Below are 18,112 nucleotides of genomic sequence, written 5' to 3'. Positions count from 1 at the left end.
ACTAGCCGCCTTCAGCGCTCGCCTGCCACGACGCGGTTCTTGCCGCCCAACTTGGCGTCGTAGAGCGCTGCATCTGCGCGGCTGAAGGTGTCGTCGACGGTTTCATCGGCGTGTACGGCCGCCACGCCGATCGAAGTCGACAAGGACATGCCGGGCGTCAGCAGCGACCAGTCATGCGCGGCAACCGCTTCGCAGATCCTTTGCAGCGGCGCTATCGCCGCACCAGCCGACACACCGCGCAGCATGATGACGAACTCGTCGCCGCCATAACGCGCAAGGTAATCCGTCGACCGCATCTCCCTCTTGACCAGGCCGGCAAAGGTCTTGATCACTTCATCTCCCACAGAATGGCCCAAGCGGTCATTGACCGCCTTGAAACCATCGAGGTCGAGGACGGCGATGCTGAACGGCAGCCCTGTCCGCTCGAACAGCTGCCGCTCCAGCTCCAGCTTGCTGTTGAGATCGCGCCTGTTTCCCACGCCGGTCAGTTCGTCGTTGACCGACAGCTCATGCAGGCGGCGCATCGCTTCCTCAAGCTCCGCCGTGCGCTGCGCGACCAGCTGCTCCAGCTGGTTCCGGTATTGCAGCAGCTCCTGCTCCGCCCGGTGGCGCTCCGTGATGTCGCGTACGCTGGCCACCAGCAGCAGTTCACCCTGCATGCGGAACGTGGAGAGCGACGCTTCGACGAGAACGCTTTCGCCATTGCGGCGGCGAAAACGCGTGACGATGGAGATTTTCTCCGAGGGGCGTTGCTTCAGCCGCTCCACGGCGGCCCTGCGATCCTCCGGGCTGACCCACAGACCGATGCTCGCGGCCGTCCTGCCGATCACTTCCTCGCGGCGGTAGCCGATCATGTTCTCGAACCCCGGATTCACATCGAGGAACAGCCCCGTCTCCAGGTTGGAAAACGTCGCATAGTCCGGCGTCGCCTGGAACAGGCGCCGGTATTTTTCCAGTTCCTCACGCAAGGTGTCATGGACGGTATGTTGCATATCTCCGGAGATGCTCCCTCCCTGTCTGCGTTGCCGCGTCACGCAGCCGTACTGGATTGCCCGCGGACTTGCGGCGACGGCTACCCTCTGCTGAAGCCCACACGCGTCGTCCGCACGGGCGGCGGCAGCGCCTGTTCCGTCGTGTCGGGCGCCTGTGTCTGGCCACTTCCCGCCTGGTTGTTCAGGTGCCGGATCGACGGCTCCGTCTTCACGGCGGGAACGCGTGCGTCGGCTGGCGCAGGCTTGCCGCCGACATCGAATGCCGACACCGTCATGCCCAGAGCGGCTGCGCGTTCCTGCATCGCCGCGGCCGAGATTGCGGATTGCTCGACCAGCTCGGCATTGCGCTGCGTCATTTCATCCATCGCCGCAATTGCACGGTTGATTTCCTCGATGCCGCTGCTCTGCTCCCGGCTTGCGGCGGTGATCTCGTTCATGATGTCGGCCACATGCTTGACGGCGGAGACGATCTCTTGCATCTGCTCGCCGGCCTCGCCCACGAGCGCATTGCCGCTCTCGACCTTCGCTACCGAGTCGCTGATCAGGTCCTTGATTTCCTTGGCGGCCTGCGCCGAGCGCTGCGCCAGCGTCCGGACTTCCGCAGCGACCACGGCAAAACCGCGGCCCTGCTCGCCTGCACGCGCCGCTTCCACCGCGGCATTGAGCGCAAGGATATTGGTCTGGAAGGCGATGCCGTCGATGACGCCGATGATGTCCACGATTTTGCGCGAACTGTCCTTGATGGAGCTCATCGTCTCGACCACGCGCCCCACCACTTCGCCGCCCTTGACTGCGGTTTCCGACGCCGACTGCACGAGCTGGTTGGCCTGTTGCGCGTTGTCGGCATTGTGCTTGACGGTGGAGGTCAGTTCTTCCATCGTCGATGCGGTTTCCTCGATCGCGCTGGACTGTGCTTCCGTCCGGCCGGACAGGTCTGCATTGCCTGCGGCGATGTCGTTCGACGCATGCGCGATCTCGTCTGTCCCCGCCCGCACCTGGCTGACAATGCGCGCAAGGTTGTCGTCCATTTCCTTCAGTGCACGCAGCAGCTCCGTCGTCTCGTCCTTCCCGGCGATGCCGATCTGTGCCCCGAGCTTGCCGGCGGCAACCTTCTTTGCGACGCCGACCGCGTCCTGCAGCGGACCGATGATGCTGCGGGTGATGATTGCCGACAGCAAGCCACCGACGACAACGGCCACCACCCCCATGGCGATAAGCAGATACGTCAGGCGCTGCCCGGCCGCTTCCGAACTCTCCAGCAGCTGGTCCACTGCTTTTTGCTGCATCCCGACCAGCTTGTCGATCTCGGCGATCGCCTTCTGGTTGAGCGGATCGATCTGAGAAGAGATCAGCTTGCCGGCGGATTCGTTTGCATAATCCTTGACCTTCTGGATCGCTTCCGTGAACGGTGCGTCCGTCTGCTTCTGCAGGTCCGCGATGGTGGCAACGATCGCCTTTTCCTCCGGATTGAGGCCCATCGCAAGCAGTTTGGCATGCACCTCTTCAAATCGCTTGCGCTGCACCTGAGCCTTGGCTTCCTCGCGCTCCATGTCGGGCGTGGAATACTGCAGGCCGACGTTGCGCATGGCGATGCCGCCCTCGAGGATCGCTCCGCGCATGGCGTTGGCGATGACCGCCTTGGCGTTCGCATGCGTCATGCCGTCATGTTGCTGGCGCCTGCTGTTTGCACTGATGACGATGTCTGCGAGAAGAACGCAGATCACCATGACGAGAATGATGCCGAAGCCGATACCGAGCCTCGTACCGATACGAACCGTACGCAGATTCACTGGTTGTCTCCCTGTTGTGGTGTGCGGTGAATTGGACACCGCCAGCCGGACTGGTATTGCCCGGTCTTGTTGTGCTCACTTTTTATCGAGGTGGGACTGCAATGCGTGCCCGCCTTGCAATCCATGCATTAAGCATTGCGCGCGGATTGCCCACAGAACGCACTCGGCCCAGTGTAGCGAAGGAAAATGATTTTTTCCACACGGAAACATCTGTTGCCGTTGTGGGTAGGTGGGAAAAAACGGGAATATGTATTCTGTCTGGACACCATGCCGGCGCAATGCGAACCGGAAGTTGGTGTTTCTACAGCACCGGATAACCGAGCCACATTCCCTTTTCATCCAACAACCAAGGGGTGAAACGGGGATTCAGGGAAAACAAATCTTCCAAGGTCGAGCTGTCCAGTTTCAGGACGGAAAATCCCGATGTACAGAAATTGGACGCAGCGCATCGCCCTTTACCGTAGAAATACCGTAAATGCCAAAAACCGTCATAAACATGTGCATTCGGCAATCCAAAGGATGCCGTTTCGTCATCATCGATGTTCCGCTTATTCATGCCGCAGTGCCTCAATCGGATCCAGACGCGCGGCGCGCCGTGCCGGGAAGTAGCCGAACACGACGCCGATTGCGGCCGAGAACATGAACGACAGCGCATTGACTTTCAGGTTGAACAGATAAGGCACCTGCATCAGTTGCGCAAGACCGATGGACGCAAGCGTCGCCACGATAATGCCGACCACGCCGCCCAGGCTGGACAGGACTACCGCCTCGATCAGGAACTGCAGCAGTACCTCGCGCTCCAGCGCACCGATGGCGAGTCGGATACCGATTTCCCGCGTCCGCTCGGTGACCGACACCAGCATGATGTTCATGATGCCAATACCGCCCACCATCAGGCTGACGGCTGCGACCGCGCCCAGCAAGGCGGTGATGATCTTCGTCGTCGCCGTCAGCGTCTCGGTGATCTGCCTGGTATCCATCACGGTAAAGTTGTCATCCTCGTTGCCGGCAATCTTGCGCCGTTCCCGCATCAACTGCCGCACGCTGTCCTTTGTGCGTTCGATGGAGACGCCGTCCATCACCGATACCTGCAGCATCCGTACATCCTGCGTGCCGGTCAGCCGCCGCTGCACCGTGCGCAAGGGCATGATGATCGTGTCGTCCTGGTCCGATCCCATCGTCGATTGTCCTTTCGACGTCAGCAGCCCGATCACCTCGCAGGAGAATTGCTTGATCCGGATCGCCTCGCCGATCGGGTTTTGCCGACCGAACAACTCGCGCCGCACCGTTTCGCCGATGACACAGACAGCCTTGCCTGCACGCTCCTCCGCCGCATTGAATACCCGTCCGCTTGCCAGCCGCCAGCGGCTGATCTCGAAGTAGTCGGCGGTCGTGCCGGTCACGCCGGTGGACCAGTTCTTGGCCATGCGTACCGCCGTCACCGCCCTGCTGGCAACTGGCGCCACCGCGCGCAGGCCGCTGATCTGCTGCTCGATCGCTTCCGCATCCGTCACCTTGAACTGCGGCGCGCCGCCGGCCATCGGTCCCAGCCGTTGCCCGGGAAGCACCATCAGCAGGTTGCTGCCCATCGATGCAATCTGGTCCTGCACCGAACGCGTTGCGCCGTTGCCCAGCGTAACCATGGTGATCACCGCCGCCACGCCGATCACGATGCCGAGGATCGTGAGGAAGGAGCGCATCAGGTTGCGCCGGATCTCCCGCACGGCCAGCAACAGGGTATTCCAGAACATCAGGCATGCTCCTCTTGACGGATATCCGACTCCACCTTGCCATCGACGAAGCGGATGATGCGCCGCGCATAGGCCGCCATGTCAGGTTCGTGCGTGACCATCAGGATCGTGATGCCCTTGTCGCGGTTCAGCGCGGACAGCAACTCCATGATTTCGCGGCTGCGCGCGGTGTCGAGATTACCGGTCGGCTCGTCGGCGAGCAGCACGATGGGGTCGGTGACAATCGCGCGCGCAATCGCCACGCGTTGTTGCTGGCCGCCCGACAGTTGCGCCGGCACATGCTTTTCCCATCCTTTCAGTCCCACGGCGTCCAGCGCCGCCTGCGCGGCTTTGTGCCGTTCGGCGGCAGCCATGCCGCGGTACACCAGCGGCAGCTCCACATTCTCCAGTGCCGAAGTACGCCCCAGCAGGTTGAACCCCTGGAACACGAAGCCGAGATAATTCCGGCGCAGCAGCGCACGCTGCTTGCGGCCCAGCGCATGAACGGGAACGCCGGAAAAGAAATATTCTCCAGAACTCGCCGTATCGAGGCAGCCAAGGATGTTCATCGCCGTCGACTTGCCCGACCCGCTCGGCCCCATGATCGCGACGAACTCCCCCTCTTCGATCGAGAAGTCGACGCCGCGCAAGGCCTGGAAGGCGGCCGCGCCCTCGCCGAAGGTCTTGGTCACGCCCGCAAACCGGATCAGCGGGCCATCCGTTCCGGGCCGTTCGTCGATGCCGCTCATTGGGCGGTACCCAGGCTTTCGGTGATAACTTCCATGCCCGGTTGCAGGTCACCATTGACCACTTCAGTCACCCGCCCGTCGCTCGCACCGACGGTCACCGATACCGGGACCGGTTGCCCGTCACGCAATATCCACACCTGCTGCGCGCCGCCCTTGCCTGCGCCGGTATCGGTGTTCCTTTTCCTGACGCCGCTCGACGGTGGGCGCGGCATGATGCTGCCGACCAGCCCCCGGCTGTCCGCTTTTGCCGGTTGCTGCGCGCTCGGCGGCGTGAAGCGCAGCGCCGCATTCGGCACCAGCAACACGTTCTCCTTCGCCGCCGTGACGATCGCGGCGGTGGCGGTCATGCCCGGGCGCAGGCTGAGATCGTCATTATTGACTTCGAGCACCGTGAGGTAGGACACCACGCCTTCCTTGATCTGCGAGCCGTACGAGGTGCGCACGATCTTCGACGGATAGTCGCGGTTGGCATAGGCGTCCACGCGGAAGCTTGCCCTCTGCCCATCCCGCACCTGCCCGACATCGGCCTCGTCGACATCCACCTCCAGCTTCATCTGCTTGAGGTTTTCCGCGAGCGTAAACAGCACCGGCGCCTGCAGCGAGGCGGCAACCGTCTGGCCGGGCTCCACCTTGCGCACGAGCACAACGCCATCGATCGGCGAGCGGATCGTCGCCTTGCCGAGATTGGTTTCATCCGACTTCACCGTCGCGCGCGCCTGCCCGACCGATGCTCGCGCTGCAGCCTCGTTTGCGATGGCGCGCTTGAGCACCGCCTCCGCAGTCTGCAGTTCCGCCCTGGACGGCACCTTGCCGCCGGAGAGCTCCGCCACCTGCCGCAGCCGGGCAAGGTTGGCACGGGCTTCCTCGACCGTGGCCTGCATCTGCTGCACCTGCGCTTCGGCGGCAACGAGAGCCGCCTTCGACTTCGTCACCTGGTCCTGCAGCTTGGAGATATCAAGGCGGGCAAGCGGCTGCCCCTTCTTCACCCGGTCGTTGTCGTCGACGAACACGTTCTCGATGGTGCCCGACAATTCACTGCCGACATCGACCTGGTTGGTCGGCTGCAAGGTACCGGTGGCGGAAACGGTGACGACCAGATTGCCCTTCGTGACCTGTTCCGTCAGGTAGCGCGTAGTCTGCTCATCGCCCCCGAATCGCGTAACACCCACGGCAATGGCTGCGAGTAGCGCAATCAGCAGACCAGCGGCGATCCAGCGGCGCCGGCCGGAAAGTGCTCCCTGTCCGCCGCCCACCTGCAGCATGGTCGCGATCTCTTTTTTTCGTGATGTCCGGTTGTCGTTCATGGAGGCGTCATTCATTCCGTTCTGTTGTCGATGCCGCAATCGGTGTCCAGCCTCCGCCAAGCGCTTTGTAGAGCCGGATTGACGCGGCGGCGCCGTCGGCCTGTGCCGCAGCAAGCGAATCCTCGATGGCAAGCACGCTGCGCTCGGTGTCGAGCACGGTCTGGAAATCGATGACGCCCCCTAGATAGCGCTGGCGCGCGAGTTGCGCAGCGTTGCGGGCGGACTGAGCGGCAGCAAGCAGCGCCGCCTGGCGCTCCTTGCTGCGGGCGAAGGCAACCAGGCCGTTCTCGACCTCCTCCAGCGCGGTCAGCACGGCCGACTCGTACGCGACCATGGCTTGCTCGCGCACCGCGTCCTGTACGACAACCTGTTGCTTCAGCCGGCCGGCATCGAAAATCGTCGTCGCAATCGATGCGATGAAGGAACGCGTCACCGTGCCGTCGGCCAGCCGGTCGAAGGTCAGCGAATCCAGCCCGATGGAGCCCGTCAGGCTGAAGCCGGGATAACGCGCGGCCTGGGCCTGCCCGACGCGCGCCGTTTGTGCGGCGAGCCGCCGTTCTGCGGCGTGCACATCCGGGCGGCGGCGCAAGGTGTCGGCGGGGATGCCGACGGCCAGTTTTTCCGGCATGGCCGGGATTGCACGGGGCTGTGCGAGCCTTTCGTTCAGCGTGCCGGGCGCGGCGGCGATCAGGATCGCGAGGCGGTTCTGCGCTTCGACAAGGCTGGTTTCCAGCAGCGGAATTTGCGCGCGGGTCTGTTCGAGGTTTGCCCTTGCCTGCTCCAGTTCGAGCGAGCCAACCAGGCCGGCCTGCACGCGCCAGTCGGTCAGTTGCAGGGTTTCGGACTGGCTGCCCAGATTGTTGCGTGCAATTGCGAGCCGCGCCTGCGTCGCACGCAATTCCACATAGTTGAGCGCAAGTTCGGCAACAAGCGATACCTGCGTCGCGGCCAGCGTCGCTTCGCTGGCCTGCAAGTCCGCCTCGGCCGCCTCCATGGCACGGCGAGTGCCGCCGAAAATGTCCGGCTCCCAGCGTGCATCGAAACCTGCGGAATACAGTTCCCTCCCCGTTGCCGGTGATGCGGGCGACGTGCGCCGGCCGGAGACGGATGCGCCAACAACGGGAAAAAAGGCTGCGCCTGCAGCGGCACGGCGGGCCCGCGCCTCACGCAATGCTGCCTGGGCGCTGCGCAGGTCGGGATTCGCAACAAGCGCCTTTTCGATCAACTCCGACAGCGCGGCGTCATCAAACTGGCGCCACCATTGCGCGTTCGCTTCCGGACCGGCCGTTTCCAACGGGAGGCCACCAGCGATATCGGCGTGCCATGTCGCCGGGGCGGCGACCTCGTGCAGGCGATAGTCCGGGCCGACGGCAGCGCAGCCCGAAAGTGCCGCTGCGAGGATCAGAAATGACAGGCGCGCTGCATGCTTTCGCAAGCTCGGAGACTGCGCTCCCTCTTCTACCAGCCTCGTCGCCAACCTTGTTTGTCGGCTGCCGATGCAATTCATTTTCTTGCGCATTCTGGCGATGACTCCAATATGCGACCGGAACGTATTCCCGCGAGAAGAAGAAACATTGGACGAGACCGGTCATCAGGACAGGGTACTGGATGGCCAGCTGCAACTTGTATGCGCCAGATCAAACATTTCGGGTCTTGCGCCTGCGGGTGCATCAGCGGGGGCCGTAATCAAGGACAAATCACATTGGACGACGCAAGCAGGGGCGAAGCGAAGTATCCCGTCCGTGCTTCTCCTTCTGCATCGATTCTGCTTTTCGATCGGGAAAATCGTAGTCGCGCCATGTGTATGGCGTTTGTCGCGCTCGTATCGAAATGTGTCAGGCTGTCGGGGGCAAAGCGAGCGCGGTGCGGAAAGATGTGATGGATGGAGTGAGCGTTTTGGCGATGATCCGACAGCGATCCCGCCGCTGAAAGCAATGCATCGCCGCAGGAGAGTGCAAGGAGCACGGCATGCGGCGCAGCTTCGCCACAGGCTGCCCCCTGCACTTGGGCCAGTTATCTACTGGCGTACTGCCGTCGGGTTGGCCGTTCAGAAGTTGTAGCCGACCTTCAGCGTCGCGCCACGGCTGTCGAAATCGATGCCGCTCTTTTCTGTCGTGCGCCGTACGCCGAGGTCCAGCCCCGCATAGAGGCCACCAGAACGATAGTTGAGGCCGGCAACGACGCCATAGGCGAATACCGTTTCGGTATCCGCACCGGCCGCGGCCGGATTCACGCGCACTGCACCGATGCTCGGGCCGACACCGACGGAGAAGCCGTTGGACAGCGGCACGGTATAGCGCGGCGACAGTTCGACCATCGTTGCGTCGACATCGTCTTCATCCGCCCGGCTCACGCTCAGATGCGTGCGGATGCGGTTGTCGGGCGACTGGAACAGGCCGCAGTTGAAGTTCAGCTCCACGCCATAGGCAGTGGCGGTGTCGCCGCCACCATTCGGCTTGATCGCGCCGACGGTGGCTGCGATGGTCGGTTCGTGCTTGAAGCTGGGATCCTTGAGGCCGGGAGCGAACCGCCATTCCTGGGCTGCCGCGGCAAGCGACAGGGATGACAGTGCGACGGCGAGAAGAGTCTTTTTCATGGCTTCGGGTATTCCTTTTCCTGGATAGGGAGCGAGCCGCTTGCGGCTTCGCACTGGCTTGCTGACTCGCGCGGAAACGGTTTCCGCACGGCTGCCAGCATGCTAACGACTTCCTTTTCCTGCGTATGTAACCTGGGTCACCAAGTCCGCAGCGCATTTTTCGCTACACTTGGCGCGGGCTTGCCTGCCACTGCTGCCATTGTTGGCAGCATGTGCGTGCATACCGGCAGCTGGCAGAACGGTGCTCGCACGTAAATCGTTGATTTTTCGTATACTGTCCTGCCGTTTCCAGATGGCATGCTTCTTGATAAGAATACGGATCTGTCCTCGGCGACAGCATCCGCTTGCACCGACCGGGGAGTTCCCGTCGCCTTTTTTACACATGGAGAAGTACAGATGAATAAAAAACTGGTCATTGCTCTGCTCGCCGCCACGATCGCCGGAACCGCCGGCGCACAGCTCAAGCCTGAAGACGCGATCAAGTTCCGCCAGTCCGGCTACGGTTTCATGGCCTGGAACATGCAGCGCATCAAGGCCAATGTCGAAGGTAAGTTCGACAAGGATGAGGTCGTGAAGTCCGCCAACGCCATCCAGGCAATCGCCAACTCCGGCATGGGCGCGCTCTACCTGCCCGGCACCGACAAGGGCAAGGGCTGGGAGCAGACCCGCGCCAAGCCGGCGATCTGGACCGAGAAGGAAAAGCTCGGCAAGGCAGCGATGGCCTTCAACAAGGAAGCCAATGAAATGGCCAAGGTAGCCGCTACCGGCGACGCAGGCGCAGTCAAGCAACAGCTCGGAAAGCTGGGTGCCACCTGCAAGGGCTGCCACGACGACTTCAAGATCAAGGACTGACGGGCACCGCTGGTGCCTGCTTCAAGGCGCCTGCGGGCGCCTTTTTCACTTGGAAAGCCATTGATGAATCATCAACGCATACGCATCTGGGACCTGCCCACGCGCCTCTTTCACTGGTCGCTCGTCATTTCCGTGACGGCGGCCATCGTCACGGGAAAAGCCGGTGGCAACCTGATCGTCTGGCATGGCCGCATCGGCATCCTGATCGTTGGATTGCTTGCCTTCCGCATCGTATGGGGGCTGCTGGGCTCAACTTACGCCCGGTTCGCGCAGTTCATGCCGACGCCCGGAAGGATCCGCGCCTATTTGCGCGGCGAGTTGCGTACCGCGGGACATAACCCGCTGGGCGCACTGTCCGTCTTTGCGCTGCTCGCCGTCCTCCTCGTACAGTCGGTAAGCGGTCTCGTCTCCAATGACGACATTTCCTTCTACGGCCCGCTCTACGACGTCGCTGGCCGCGAACTGAGCAACACGCTCACCGGCATTCACCACCAGTTGTCCAATGTGCTGATCGGTCTCGTCGTGCTGCACATTCTTGCGGTGGTTTTCTATGTCGTTCTCAAAAAACAGGACCTGGTCAAGCCCATGATCACCGGCTGGAAGAACAGCGCCGATGGCGAACCCGCCCGTGGTGGCGGCCTCGTGGCGGTACTCGTTGCGCTTGTCGTGGCCGGTGCGGCAATGTACGGAGCAAGCGGCGCATGGATTGCACCACCACCGCCACCGCCGCCAGTCGAAACGCCCAACTGGTAATGCGCATCCCGCCCACAAACACCGCATTCCCGCAGCTGCAAGGACATCATGACGAACATCGATACCGCCCTTCCCCTTGTCAACGACGAACTGGCCATCCTTGCCGAGCTCGTGCCGCTGGAGCGGCTCGACATCATTGAACTGGGTTGCGGCAATGCACGCATGGCGCGCACGCTGCTCGAACGCCATCCGGGCTGCCGGGTGACCGGGCTGGAGGTGGATGAGCGCCAGCATGTGAAGAACCTCGCCGCTCCGCAAGAGGGGCTGCGCTTCGTTGCCGCGGGCGCGGAAGCGATTCCGTTTCCGGATGCCGCGTTCCATCTCGCGTTGATGCTCAAATCCCTGCACCACGTGCCGCTGCCCGCTATGGCGCGCGCGCTCGATGAAGTGGCGCGCGTGCTGAAGCCCGACGGGCATCTGTATGTGTCGGAGCCGATTTACGATGGCGCGCTGAACGAGGTGATCAGGCTGTTCAACGACGAGGGCATCGTCCGTGCCGCCGCGCAGGCTGCGGTCGACACCGCACTCACCGGCGGCAAATGGGAACAGGTGGCGGAACGGCGCTTCGCCATGCCGGTGTCCTACAAGGACTTCCCGGAATTTGAAGCGCGAATGATGCGTCCGACCTTTGCCGACCACAAGCTCGACGATGCCATGATCGCTGAGGTGGCTAAGGCGTTCGCCCCGCACTGCGGGCCGGACGGTGCGCATTTCACGCGCCCGATGCACGTACGGCTGTTGCGCCGCCTGCCGGCGTGACAATCTGCGCTGCGGTCCGGCTCCGGCGCCGTACGCGGTCGACAGGATTCGGCTTTCGTTCCTATGTGCCCACGTTGCAGGAAGGCATGCATAGCCTGCGACTGAAAAACAGATGTGACGGAAACGGATAAAGCGTATTCCGGTCTTAACCTTCATGAGGAAGAGCACGGACGACGATTTCATCCGACAAGCGCGATCTGGTTGCACACAGGCACTTGCATCAAATTTTTCGGGTCGGAAATTTCTCTCGCTTCCGCTGCCGCTGGTTCCGCCAATTTTCCTCATGTTGGCAACGCGTTTCCCTCCATCTGCGGCGATTGCGGTATGCACATATAATGCTGTGCGCCTACCGCTGCCTGTCCGACGACATTGCCATTCAGCACCAATTTCATGCGCACCTGACGCTGGTTTCCAGGTACGTACCAAGCAACCGGGAAAGCGCAGGAATCCGGCGTTCCTGCCCAGATCACTATCCAGACAAGTAAAACAATGCGCTCTAACGTTTCTTCGGCTGATGCCGGCCTGATCGCTGCCCCTTCGGTTCTGCGGATGAAACCCGTCAACCGTGCTCTGACAGTCGTCCTGACCGGTTTGGTACTTCTCGTCTCCCTCACCGTTGTCTACGCGCTCTGGGCAAATGCACGATACACGGCGCACAAGAACCTGGAAGCGGAATTCGATTTCCGCGTCCGAGACCTTGCGGAAAACATCATTCGCCGCATGGGCACCTACGAGCAGGTCCTTCGCGCAACCCAGGGAATGCTGAACGGTTCGATGACCATCGAGCGCGAGGCATTCGCGTACTACGCCGCGAGCCTGCGCCTGGCCGAGCGCCATCCGGGTATCCAGGGTGTTGCGATCACCGAATTGATTCCGAAGGCACAAAAGGAAGCGCATGTGCGCTCCGTGCAGCGCGAAGGCTTTCCCGGCTATGCAATCTGGCCGGAGGGCGAACGTGAAACCTATACCTCGATCACGCATATCGAACCCTTCACCGAGATGAACCGGCGCGCCTTCGGCTTCGATATGTGGACACAGCCGGTGCGCCGCGCCGCAATGGAACAGGCGCGCGACACCGGCCGCCCCGCCCTCTCGGGGCGCGTGGTGCTGGTGCAGGAAGCCGAGAAGAACATACAGTCCGGCTTCCTGATGTACCTGCCTGTATACCGGCTGGGCGCGCCCCTGAGCACGCTGGCTCAACGCCGCGATGCACTCGTCGGCTGGGTCTACGCACCGTTTCGCGCCATCGACTTCATGGCCGGGCTCGGCGGCGAGCGCTCGGCAGACCTGCACACCCGGATTTTCGATGGCGACACCCGGGCGGCCGATGCCTGCCTTTTCGGATGCGCCGAGCCTGCCGGTCATGTTCCCCTGTTCAAGACCACAAGGCTGATCGACATCGCCGGGCACCCCTGGACCATCGACGCCCAATCGACACCTGAATTCGAAGCGGACCTTGAAACGATCACGGCGTCCACCATTGCCGTTGCCGGCACCAGCATCAGCTTTCTGCTCGCGGTGCTGGTGTGGATGCTGGCGCAAGGGCGTACGCGCGCGGTAGAGATCGCAGTCGGCATGACGCAGGAGCTGCGGTCGTCCAACGCACGCCTGGACGCTGAACAAAGGCGTATCAAGGTCATTCTTGAAAACACGCATGACGCTTTTGTGGCTATCGATACAAAAGGCCGCATTACCGACTGGAACAGCCAGGCCGAGCGCATTTTCGGATGGCGAGCAAACGAGGCCATCGGCAAGAACGGGGTCGACCTGCTCATCCCGCCCGAGCAGCGCGCGGCTGCGCATGAGCGGATGGCACGCTTCCTCGACGACAGCTCGGGCTCCGTGCGCAACATTCGCCGGGAACTGATTGCTGCGCGCCGTGGTGGCGGTCATTTCCCGGTCGAGCTGTCGCTCGCGGCGGTCAAGGTCGGTGACGGCTACATCGCCAATGCGTTCATCCGCGATATCAGCGAGCGCAAGGAAACCGAGCGTCGGGAAACCCAGCGACAGAAGGCGCTGGACCAGGCGCGTACCGCCTTGCTGCATGCACAAAAGCTGGAAGCCGTCGGCAAGCTGACAGGCGGGGTTGCGCACGACTTCAACAACATGCTCCAGATCATCTCCGGCAACATGGAAATGCTGAAGATCATCGGCGGCTCGGAATCCGAGCGGGAGCGCCTGGTGCAAAATGCCTTGAACGCCGTCGAGCGTGGCACCAAGCTGTCCACGCAGCTGCTCGCCTTTGCGCGGCGCCAGCCGCTGGAGCCGCGCGTCGTGAATCCACGGCGCCTGCTCCGCAACATCGACGAGCTGTTGCGCCAGGCGGTCGGCGAAGCAGTCGATATCGAAACGGTGGTAGGCGGCGGACTCTGGAACACGCTGGTCGACCCGCACCAGCTTGAGAACGTGATCCTCAATCTTGCGATCAACGCCCGCGATGCGATGCCCGGCGGCGGCCGGTTAACCATCGAGCTCGAAAACGCGGTGCTCAATGACGAATATGTTTCGCTGATTCCCGGCATGCGCGCGGGACAGTATGTGATGCTGGCCGTGTCGGACACCGGCTCCGGCATGGCGCCGGAGGTCGCCGAACGCGCCTTCGAGCCCTTCTTCACCACCAAGGCCGAAGGCGTCGGTACCGGTCTCGGCCTGAGCATGGCATACGGTTTCGTCAAGCAGAGCGGCGGCCATATCCGCATCTACAGCGAACTTGGTCACGGCACGACGATCAGGATTTACCTGCCGCGCTCCTTCGGCACGGAACAGGAAATGCAAGACCGCACCGCAGAAACGCTGGCAGGCGGCTCCGAAACGGTGCTCGTGGTGGAAGACGACAATGAGGTGCGCACGACGGTAGTCGGCATGCTCGGCGACCTCGGATACAAGGTGCTGCAGGCAAGTGATGCGCAAAGCGCCCTGGACATCGTCGAACAAGGCAGCAAGGTAGACCTGCTCTTCACAGACGTCGTCATGCCCGGTTCGCTGCGCAGCACTGAACTCGCCAAGCGTGCAAAAGAGATGTTGCCCGAGCTTGCGGTCCTGTTTACGTCGGGATACACGCAAAACGCGATCGTCCATGGCGGACGGCTCGACCCCGGCGTCGAACTCATCAGCAAGCCGTACACGCGCCAGCAGCTTGCCCGCAAGGTGCGCCAGGTGCTCGCCGACCGCAGCCAGCCGTTTCCGCCGCAGGCCGCAGCCGAAACCATGATCCACAGTCTCGAAGCGAACGCGGGACTGGAACCCAAGGCCCGTATCGAGACTCCATTAAGCATTCTCGTCGTCGAAGACAACGACGATCTGCGGCAGATCGCCATCCACTTCCTGCGGATCATGGGACATTCCGCAATGAGCGCTTCGACTGCCGAGGAAGGGATGAAGGCTCTTTCCGACAAGCGCATCGACGTATTGCTGACAGATGTCAATCTGCCGGGAATGAACGGCATCCAGCTGGCGGAAAAGGCCCTCGCCGCCCAACCGCATATCGAGGTGATTTTCGCCACCGGCTACGGGGATACGCTGAACGGTTTTTCCCAGAAAGATCCGGTCGTCCTGACCAAACCCTACCATTTCGCACAACTTGAAAAGGCGCTGGCCACCTTGCAGAAAACCCCTGCAGCGCAAGGCGTTTGAACGAACAACGGCTCGAATATGAATGTCCTAGTGATTGAAGACAACCGCGATATTGCCCGCATCCTGAGCGACATCCTGAAGATAAAGGGATGCGAGACCGAGATCGCGTTCACAGCAAAAGTCGGCCTTGAGATTGCGGAGCAGAACAAACCCGACCTGATTTTCTGCGATATCGGATTGCCCGGGGAAATGAACGGCCATGATTTTGCCCGCAGCCTGCGCGCCCATCCGGCACTGGGCAGCGTTCCGCTCATCGCGGTATCCGGCTATGCGACCGAGGAGGACCGCCGGCAGGCACTGGACTCGGGATTTGACATGGTATTTCCCAAACCGGTCAAGTTTGCCGACCTCACCACCGCGCTCGAACACTTTGCCGGAGGCGCAAAAAGCTGAGCTGCGCCGCCCGTTCGGAACGAGGCAGCTCCATGACTTCCCTGCCCGCGCGCAGCGCTACTGCGGACAACAAGGCGTGACGGATCAGGAAACGCGAAGAATCATATCCATCGGCGCGTCCGCCCCTTGTACGCAAGGAAGGCGGCGCCAAATTTTGCCTCCAGCACTCTTTCCTCCGGAATGATCTGGAAACGCGTGACATAGGCCACGAACAAGACAGGCCCCAGCCCTTCCGACCAGCTGCCCAGGCGCGCCGCATACGCAACGAGAAGCAGCAGGAGACTCAGGTACATCGGATTGCGCGTAACGCGATAGACGCCGCTCGTCACAAGCGCCGATGCGCGTGAAGGATGGCGCGGATTGATCGTCGTCCTGGCGAGTGCAAAGCTGGCAAAGGCCAGGACCGCAATGACCGCGCTGAGCTGGGCGAGACGGACGCCGACCTCGGCGAGGATCGGCCAACTATCCATCGGAATGTGGGCGGCATGTGCGTACAGCTTCATTGCCACCCCGATGGCAATCGCAACGACGGGAGCTGGAACCCTGGTTTCCAACGCCTCCAGGTTTCGTGGCTTGATTCCTAGCTTGTCATACATTTCAAAACGTCCGTTTAACATCGTCGCGCACCTTGTACAGGAGAAGCCGGCACTGCCGTTATACGCACTTTCTGGCTGCCGTGGAAGCCGAGATGGACATGGGTTCGCCTGTCAGCACTAAGAGCAGCGAAAAGATCAGCGGAAAGTACTGGGCGAACCACGGGGTAACGAGCACCGGGGAGAAAGTGGCAGCACTTATAACACAACTTAACAGCGAGAAAAACACGAAATCTGTTTGCCGATAAGGGGCACTATGCGCTGGCTGGGGCAGCAAGAGGCTGCCGGAATCCATCTGCTACGGCTTTCAACGCGACTCGAGGCTTGCAGCCGCGACCCGGCCGGCGGCGAGATCCCATGAAGCCTGCCCCACGGTCTTGAGAACGGGCATGGGTTCCAGCCCCCTGCAGCTACCGTCCAGCACTGCAGATAATGGCTTGACGGCAGACCAGTCGATCCCGGCCTGCAGCAGGTCGCCTGCCTCGTGTCGTGCGCCGGCAAGGTCATCGACGACAACCCGGCGGCTGCGGAGCAGCTCCGGCGGGAACTCGGCCATGTCGGGCTTGAACGCCCCCACGCCGATCGCCAGCGTCTGCGGCGCCAATGATGCGGGGATGACGGGGACTTTGGACGTCGTCAATGCCAGCACGAGATCAGTTTCCGGCACTTCCGTTGCGAGCGAGTCTGCCGCAATCGACTGGAAATGGATATGCGGATAACGGCGCTTAAGGGATTCCCCGAATGCCTGTGCACGGGACGCGTCGCGTGCGGCCAGCCAGAATGCAGAGATACCGAAATACGCGATCAGCGCCTCGGCGTGCGCAGCAGCCTGTACGCCGGCGCCGATGAGCAGTGCCGACTGCGGCTTCCTCGCGGCCAGCACATCGATGCCAAGCAGGGTCACCGCCGCAGTGCGTCGCGCGGTGACCGTCGGCCCGTCGAGCAAGGCGATGCGACGGCCGGTTGCCGTATCGAAGACGATGACTTCACCCTGGATGGCAGGCAGCCCGTGCACGGCATTGCCGGCGTGCACCGTGATCAGCTTGGTCACGCCAATGTCGTCGGCAATCGCCGGCATGCACAGCAACACGCTGGACGCATCGATCGGCACTAGCTGGCGTTCCGGCGCACGGATCTTGCCGTTGGCAAGTTCATGCGCGGCACGGGCCACGGCGGGCACCAGTTTGTCGTAAGGAAGGGCTTGCGCGGTGCGCGCGGCGTCCAGTATCTGCATGCATTGGTCCTTTTTCCTGAGCCCGGTGGGCATCAACACAAAAAATCGTGGCCGCCATCTTCATGCGGCCACGACTGCCGTGCACCGGGCTTCAATCAGGAAAAATCAGGAAAGCTCAACGGTACACCAGCACCGGTATCGTACTGTGAGTCAGGACTTTTTGCGTTTCGCTGCCCATCAACAGGCCTTTCATGCCGCGCCGCCCATGTGACGCCATAGCGATCAGGTCGCATCCGCGCTCGGCGGCAAGGTCGATGATCGCCTCATACGGATGTTCGGCGGTCTTGTGCACCACCTCGCACGGCACCCGCGCTTCGCGTGCGGCGGTCTCAATCGAAGCAAGGAATTTGCGCGCCTGTTCTTCGCGATCCTTCTCGAACTGCTCCCGCGTATCCTCGAGCATGTCGGGATTCGTCGTGAAGGTATGGAATGCAGGCATTGCGTGAAAGCCGGTGATCTTTGCACCGGTCGCCCTGGCGAACTCGACGGCTTGCTGCACGGCGCTTTCCGAGGCAGCGGAACCATCGGTCGGCAACAGAAGATGCTTGAACATGTCTCGCTCCTTTCAGCCTGATAATCCCGCCTGCCAGGCTTGGCTGCTTTCCTGCTAGTGTCCTGAGTTAGAAGTTCGAAGACAAAATCGTTCGATGCTGGCCAGGATGTCGTCGGCGGATTTGGTCCAGACAAACGGCTTGGGGTCGGCGTTATTGATTCTCAGGTAATGCCGAATGGCG

16 protein-coding genes and 1 pseudogene are annotated in these 18,112 nt (G+C 62.0%); 5 read left to right on the top strand and 12 right to left on the bottom strand.

Features of this window, described 5'->3' with window-relative positions; all coding sequences use genetic code 11:
- Positions 1-11: 11 nt before the first annotated feature.
- From ACYVIA_RS18025 to ACYVIA_RS17990, 8 genes are all read right to left on the bottom strand, one after another.
- Positions 12-992 (bottom strand): sensor domain-containing diguanylate cyclase, encoded by a 981-nt coding sequence (locus ACYVIA_RS18025; RefSeq protein WP_460843253.1) that lies wholly within the window; start codon positions 990-992, stop codon positions 12-14.
- 80 nt (positions 993-1,072) lie between these two features.
- Positions 1,073-2,782: a methyl-accepting chemotaxis protein gene (locus tag ACYVIA_RS18020; protein ID WP_460843250.1), complete on the bottom strand. Its 1,710-nt coding sequence runs from the start codon at positions 2,780-2,782 to the stop codon at positions 1,073-1,075.
- Between the two features lie 301 nt (positions 2,783-3,083).
- Positions 3,084-3,338, bottom strand: coding sequence for a hypothetical protein (locus ACYVIA_RS18015; protein ID WP_460843248.1), 255 nt, complete (start codon positions 3,336-3,338; stop codon positions 3,084-3,086).
- Complete coding sequence (locus tag ACYVIA_RS18010) at positions 3,331-4,533, bottom strand: ABC transporter permease (RefSeq protein ID WP_460843246.1); 1,203 nt, start codon at positions 4,531-4,533, stop codon at positions 3,331-3,333. Before ACYVIA_RS18010 ends, ACYVIA_RS18015 begins: the two co-directional genes overlap by 8 nt.
- Complete coding sequence (locus tag ACYVIA_RS18005; protein WP_460843245.1) at positions 4,533-5,261, bottom strand: ABC transporter ATP-binding protein; 729 nt, start codon at positions 5,259-5,261, stop codon at positions 4,533-4,535. The genes ACYVIA_RS18010 and ACYVIA_RS18005 overlap by 1 nt, the downstream gene beginning before the upstream one ends.
- Positions 5,258-6,580 (bottom strand): efflux RND transporter periplasmic adaptor subunit, encoded by a 1,323-nt coding sequence (locus tag ACYVIA_RS18000; protein WP_460843243.1) that lies wholly within the window; start codon positions 6,578-6,580, stop codon positions 5,258-5,260. Before ACYVIA_RS18000 ends, ACYVIA_RS18005 begins: the two co-directional genes overlap by 4 nt.
- A complete protein-coding gene (locus ACYVIA_RS17995; protein WP_460843241.1) occupies positions 6,573-8,000 on the bottom strand; it encodes an efflux transporter outer membrane subunit in 1,428 nt (475 codons plus the stop codon). Before ACYVIA_RS17995 ends, ACYVIA_RS18000 begins: the two co-directional genes overlap by 8 nt.
- A 612-nt stretch (positions 8,001-8,612) precedes the next feature.
- The gene (locus ACYVIA_RS17990) at positions 8,613-9,161 is read right to left on the bottom strand and encodes an outer membrane beta-barrel protein (protein WP_460843238.1); all 549 of its coding nucleotides are present in this window, start codon (positions 9,159-9,161) and stop codon (positions 8,613-8,615) included.
- Positions 9,162-9,557: 396 nt separating this feature from the next.
- Between ACYVIA_RS17990 and ACYVIA_RS17985 the strand changes: the two genes are divergently transcribed.
- The 5 genes from ACYVIA_RS17985 to ACYVIA_RS17965 all read left to right on the top strand — a co-directional run bounded on the left by ACYVIA_RS17985 (position 9,558) and on the right by ACYVIA_RS17965 (position 15,551).
- Positions 9,558-10,013, top strand: a complete 456-nt coding sequence (locus ACYVIA_RS17985; RefSeq protein WP_460843236.1) for a c-type cytochrome — start codon at positions 9,558-9,560, stop codon at positions 10,011-10,013.
- A 63-nt stretch (positions 10,014-10,076) separates the two neighbouring features.
- Positions 10,077-10,766 (top strand): cytochrome b/b6 domain-containing protein, encoded by a 690-nt coding sequence (locus ACYVIA_RS17980; RefSeq protein ID WP_460843234.1) that lies wholly within the window; start codon positions 10,077-10,079, stop codon positions 10,764-10,766.
- A gap of 48 nt (positions 10,767-10,814) precedes the next feature.
- A complete protein-coding gene (locus ACYVIA_RS17975) occupies positions 10,815-11,525 on the top strand; it encodes a class I SAM-dependent methyltransferase (RefSeq protein WP_460843232.1) in 711 nt (236 codons plus the stop codon).
- A gap of 489 nt (positions 11,526-12,014) precedes the next feature.
- On the top strand, positions 12,015-15,158 hold the full coding sequence (locus tag ACYVIA_RS17970; RefSeq protein ID WP_460843230.1) for a CHASE domain-containing protein: 3,144 nt from the start codon (positions 12,015-12,017) through the stop codon (positions 15,156-15,158).
- 18 nt (positions 15,159-15,176) lie between these two features.
- Complete coding sequence (locus ACYVIA_RS17965) at positions 15,177-15,551, top strand: response regulator (RefSeq protein ID WP_460843229.1); 375 nt, start codon at positions 15,177-15,179, stop codon at positions 15,549-15,551.
- Between the two features lie 101 nt (positions 15,552-15,652).
- Here ACYVIA_RS17965 and ACYVIA_RS17960 read toward each other — a convergent pair whose 3' ends face one another.
- From ACYVIA_RS17960 to ACYVIA_RS17945, 4 genes and pseudogenes are all read right to left on the bottom strand, one after another.
- On the bottom strand, positions 15,653-16,147 hold the full coding sequence (locus tag ACYVIA_RS17960) for a methyltransferase family protein (protein ID WP_460843227.1): 495 nt from the start codon (positions 16,145-16,147) through the stop codon (positions 15,653-15,655).
- Between the two features lie 304 nt (positions 16,148-16,451).
- Complete coding sequence (locus ACYVIA_RS17955) at positions 16,452-17,378, bottom strand: delta(1)-pyrroline-2-carboxylate reductase family protein (RefSeq protein WP_460843226.1); 927 nt, start codon at positions 17,376-17,378, stop codon at positions 16,452-16,454.
- 115 nt (positions 17,379-17,493) lie between these two features.
- Positions 17,494-17,931 (bottom strand): universal stress protein, encoded by a 438-nt coding sequence (locus tag ACYVIA_RS17950; RefSeq protein ID WP_460843224.1) that lies wholly within the window; start codon positions 17,929-17,931, stop codon positions 17,494-17,496.
- A gap of 54 nt (positions 17,932-17,985) precedes the next feature.
- Positions 17,986-18,112 (bottom strand): annotated as a pseudogene (locus ACYVIA_RS17945) (IS630 family transposase); the annotation flags it as partial.

The sequence above is a fragment of the Noviherbaspirillum agri genome (assembly GCF_054780595.1).
Note: the sequence above shows the minus strand (reverse complement) of the source record. Positions and strands in the feature narration are given on the sequence as shown.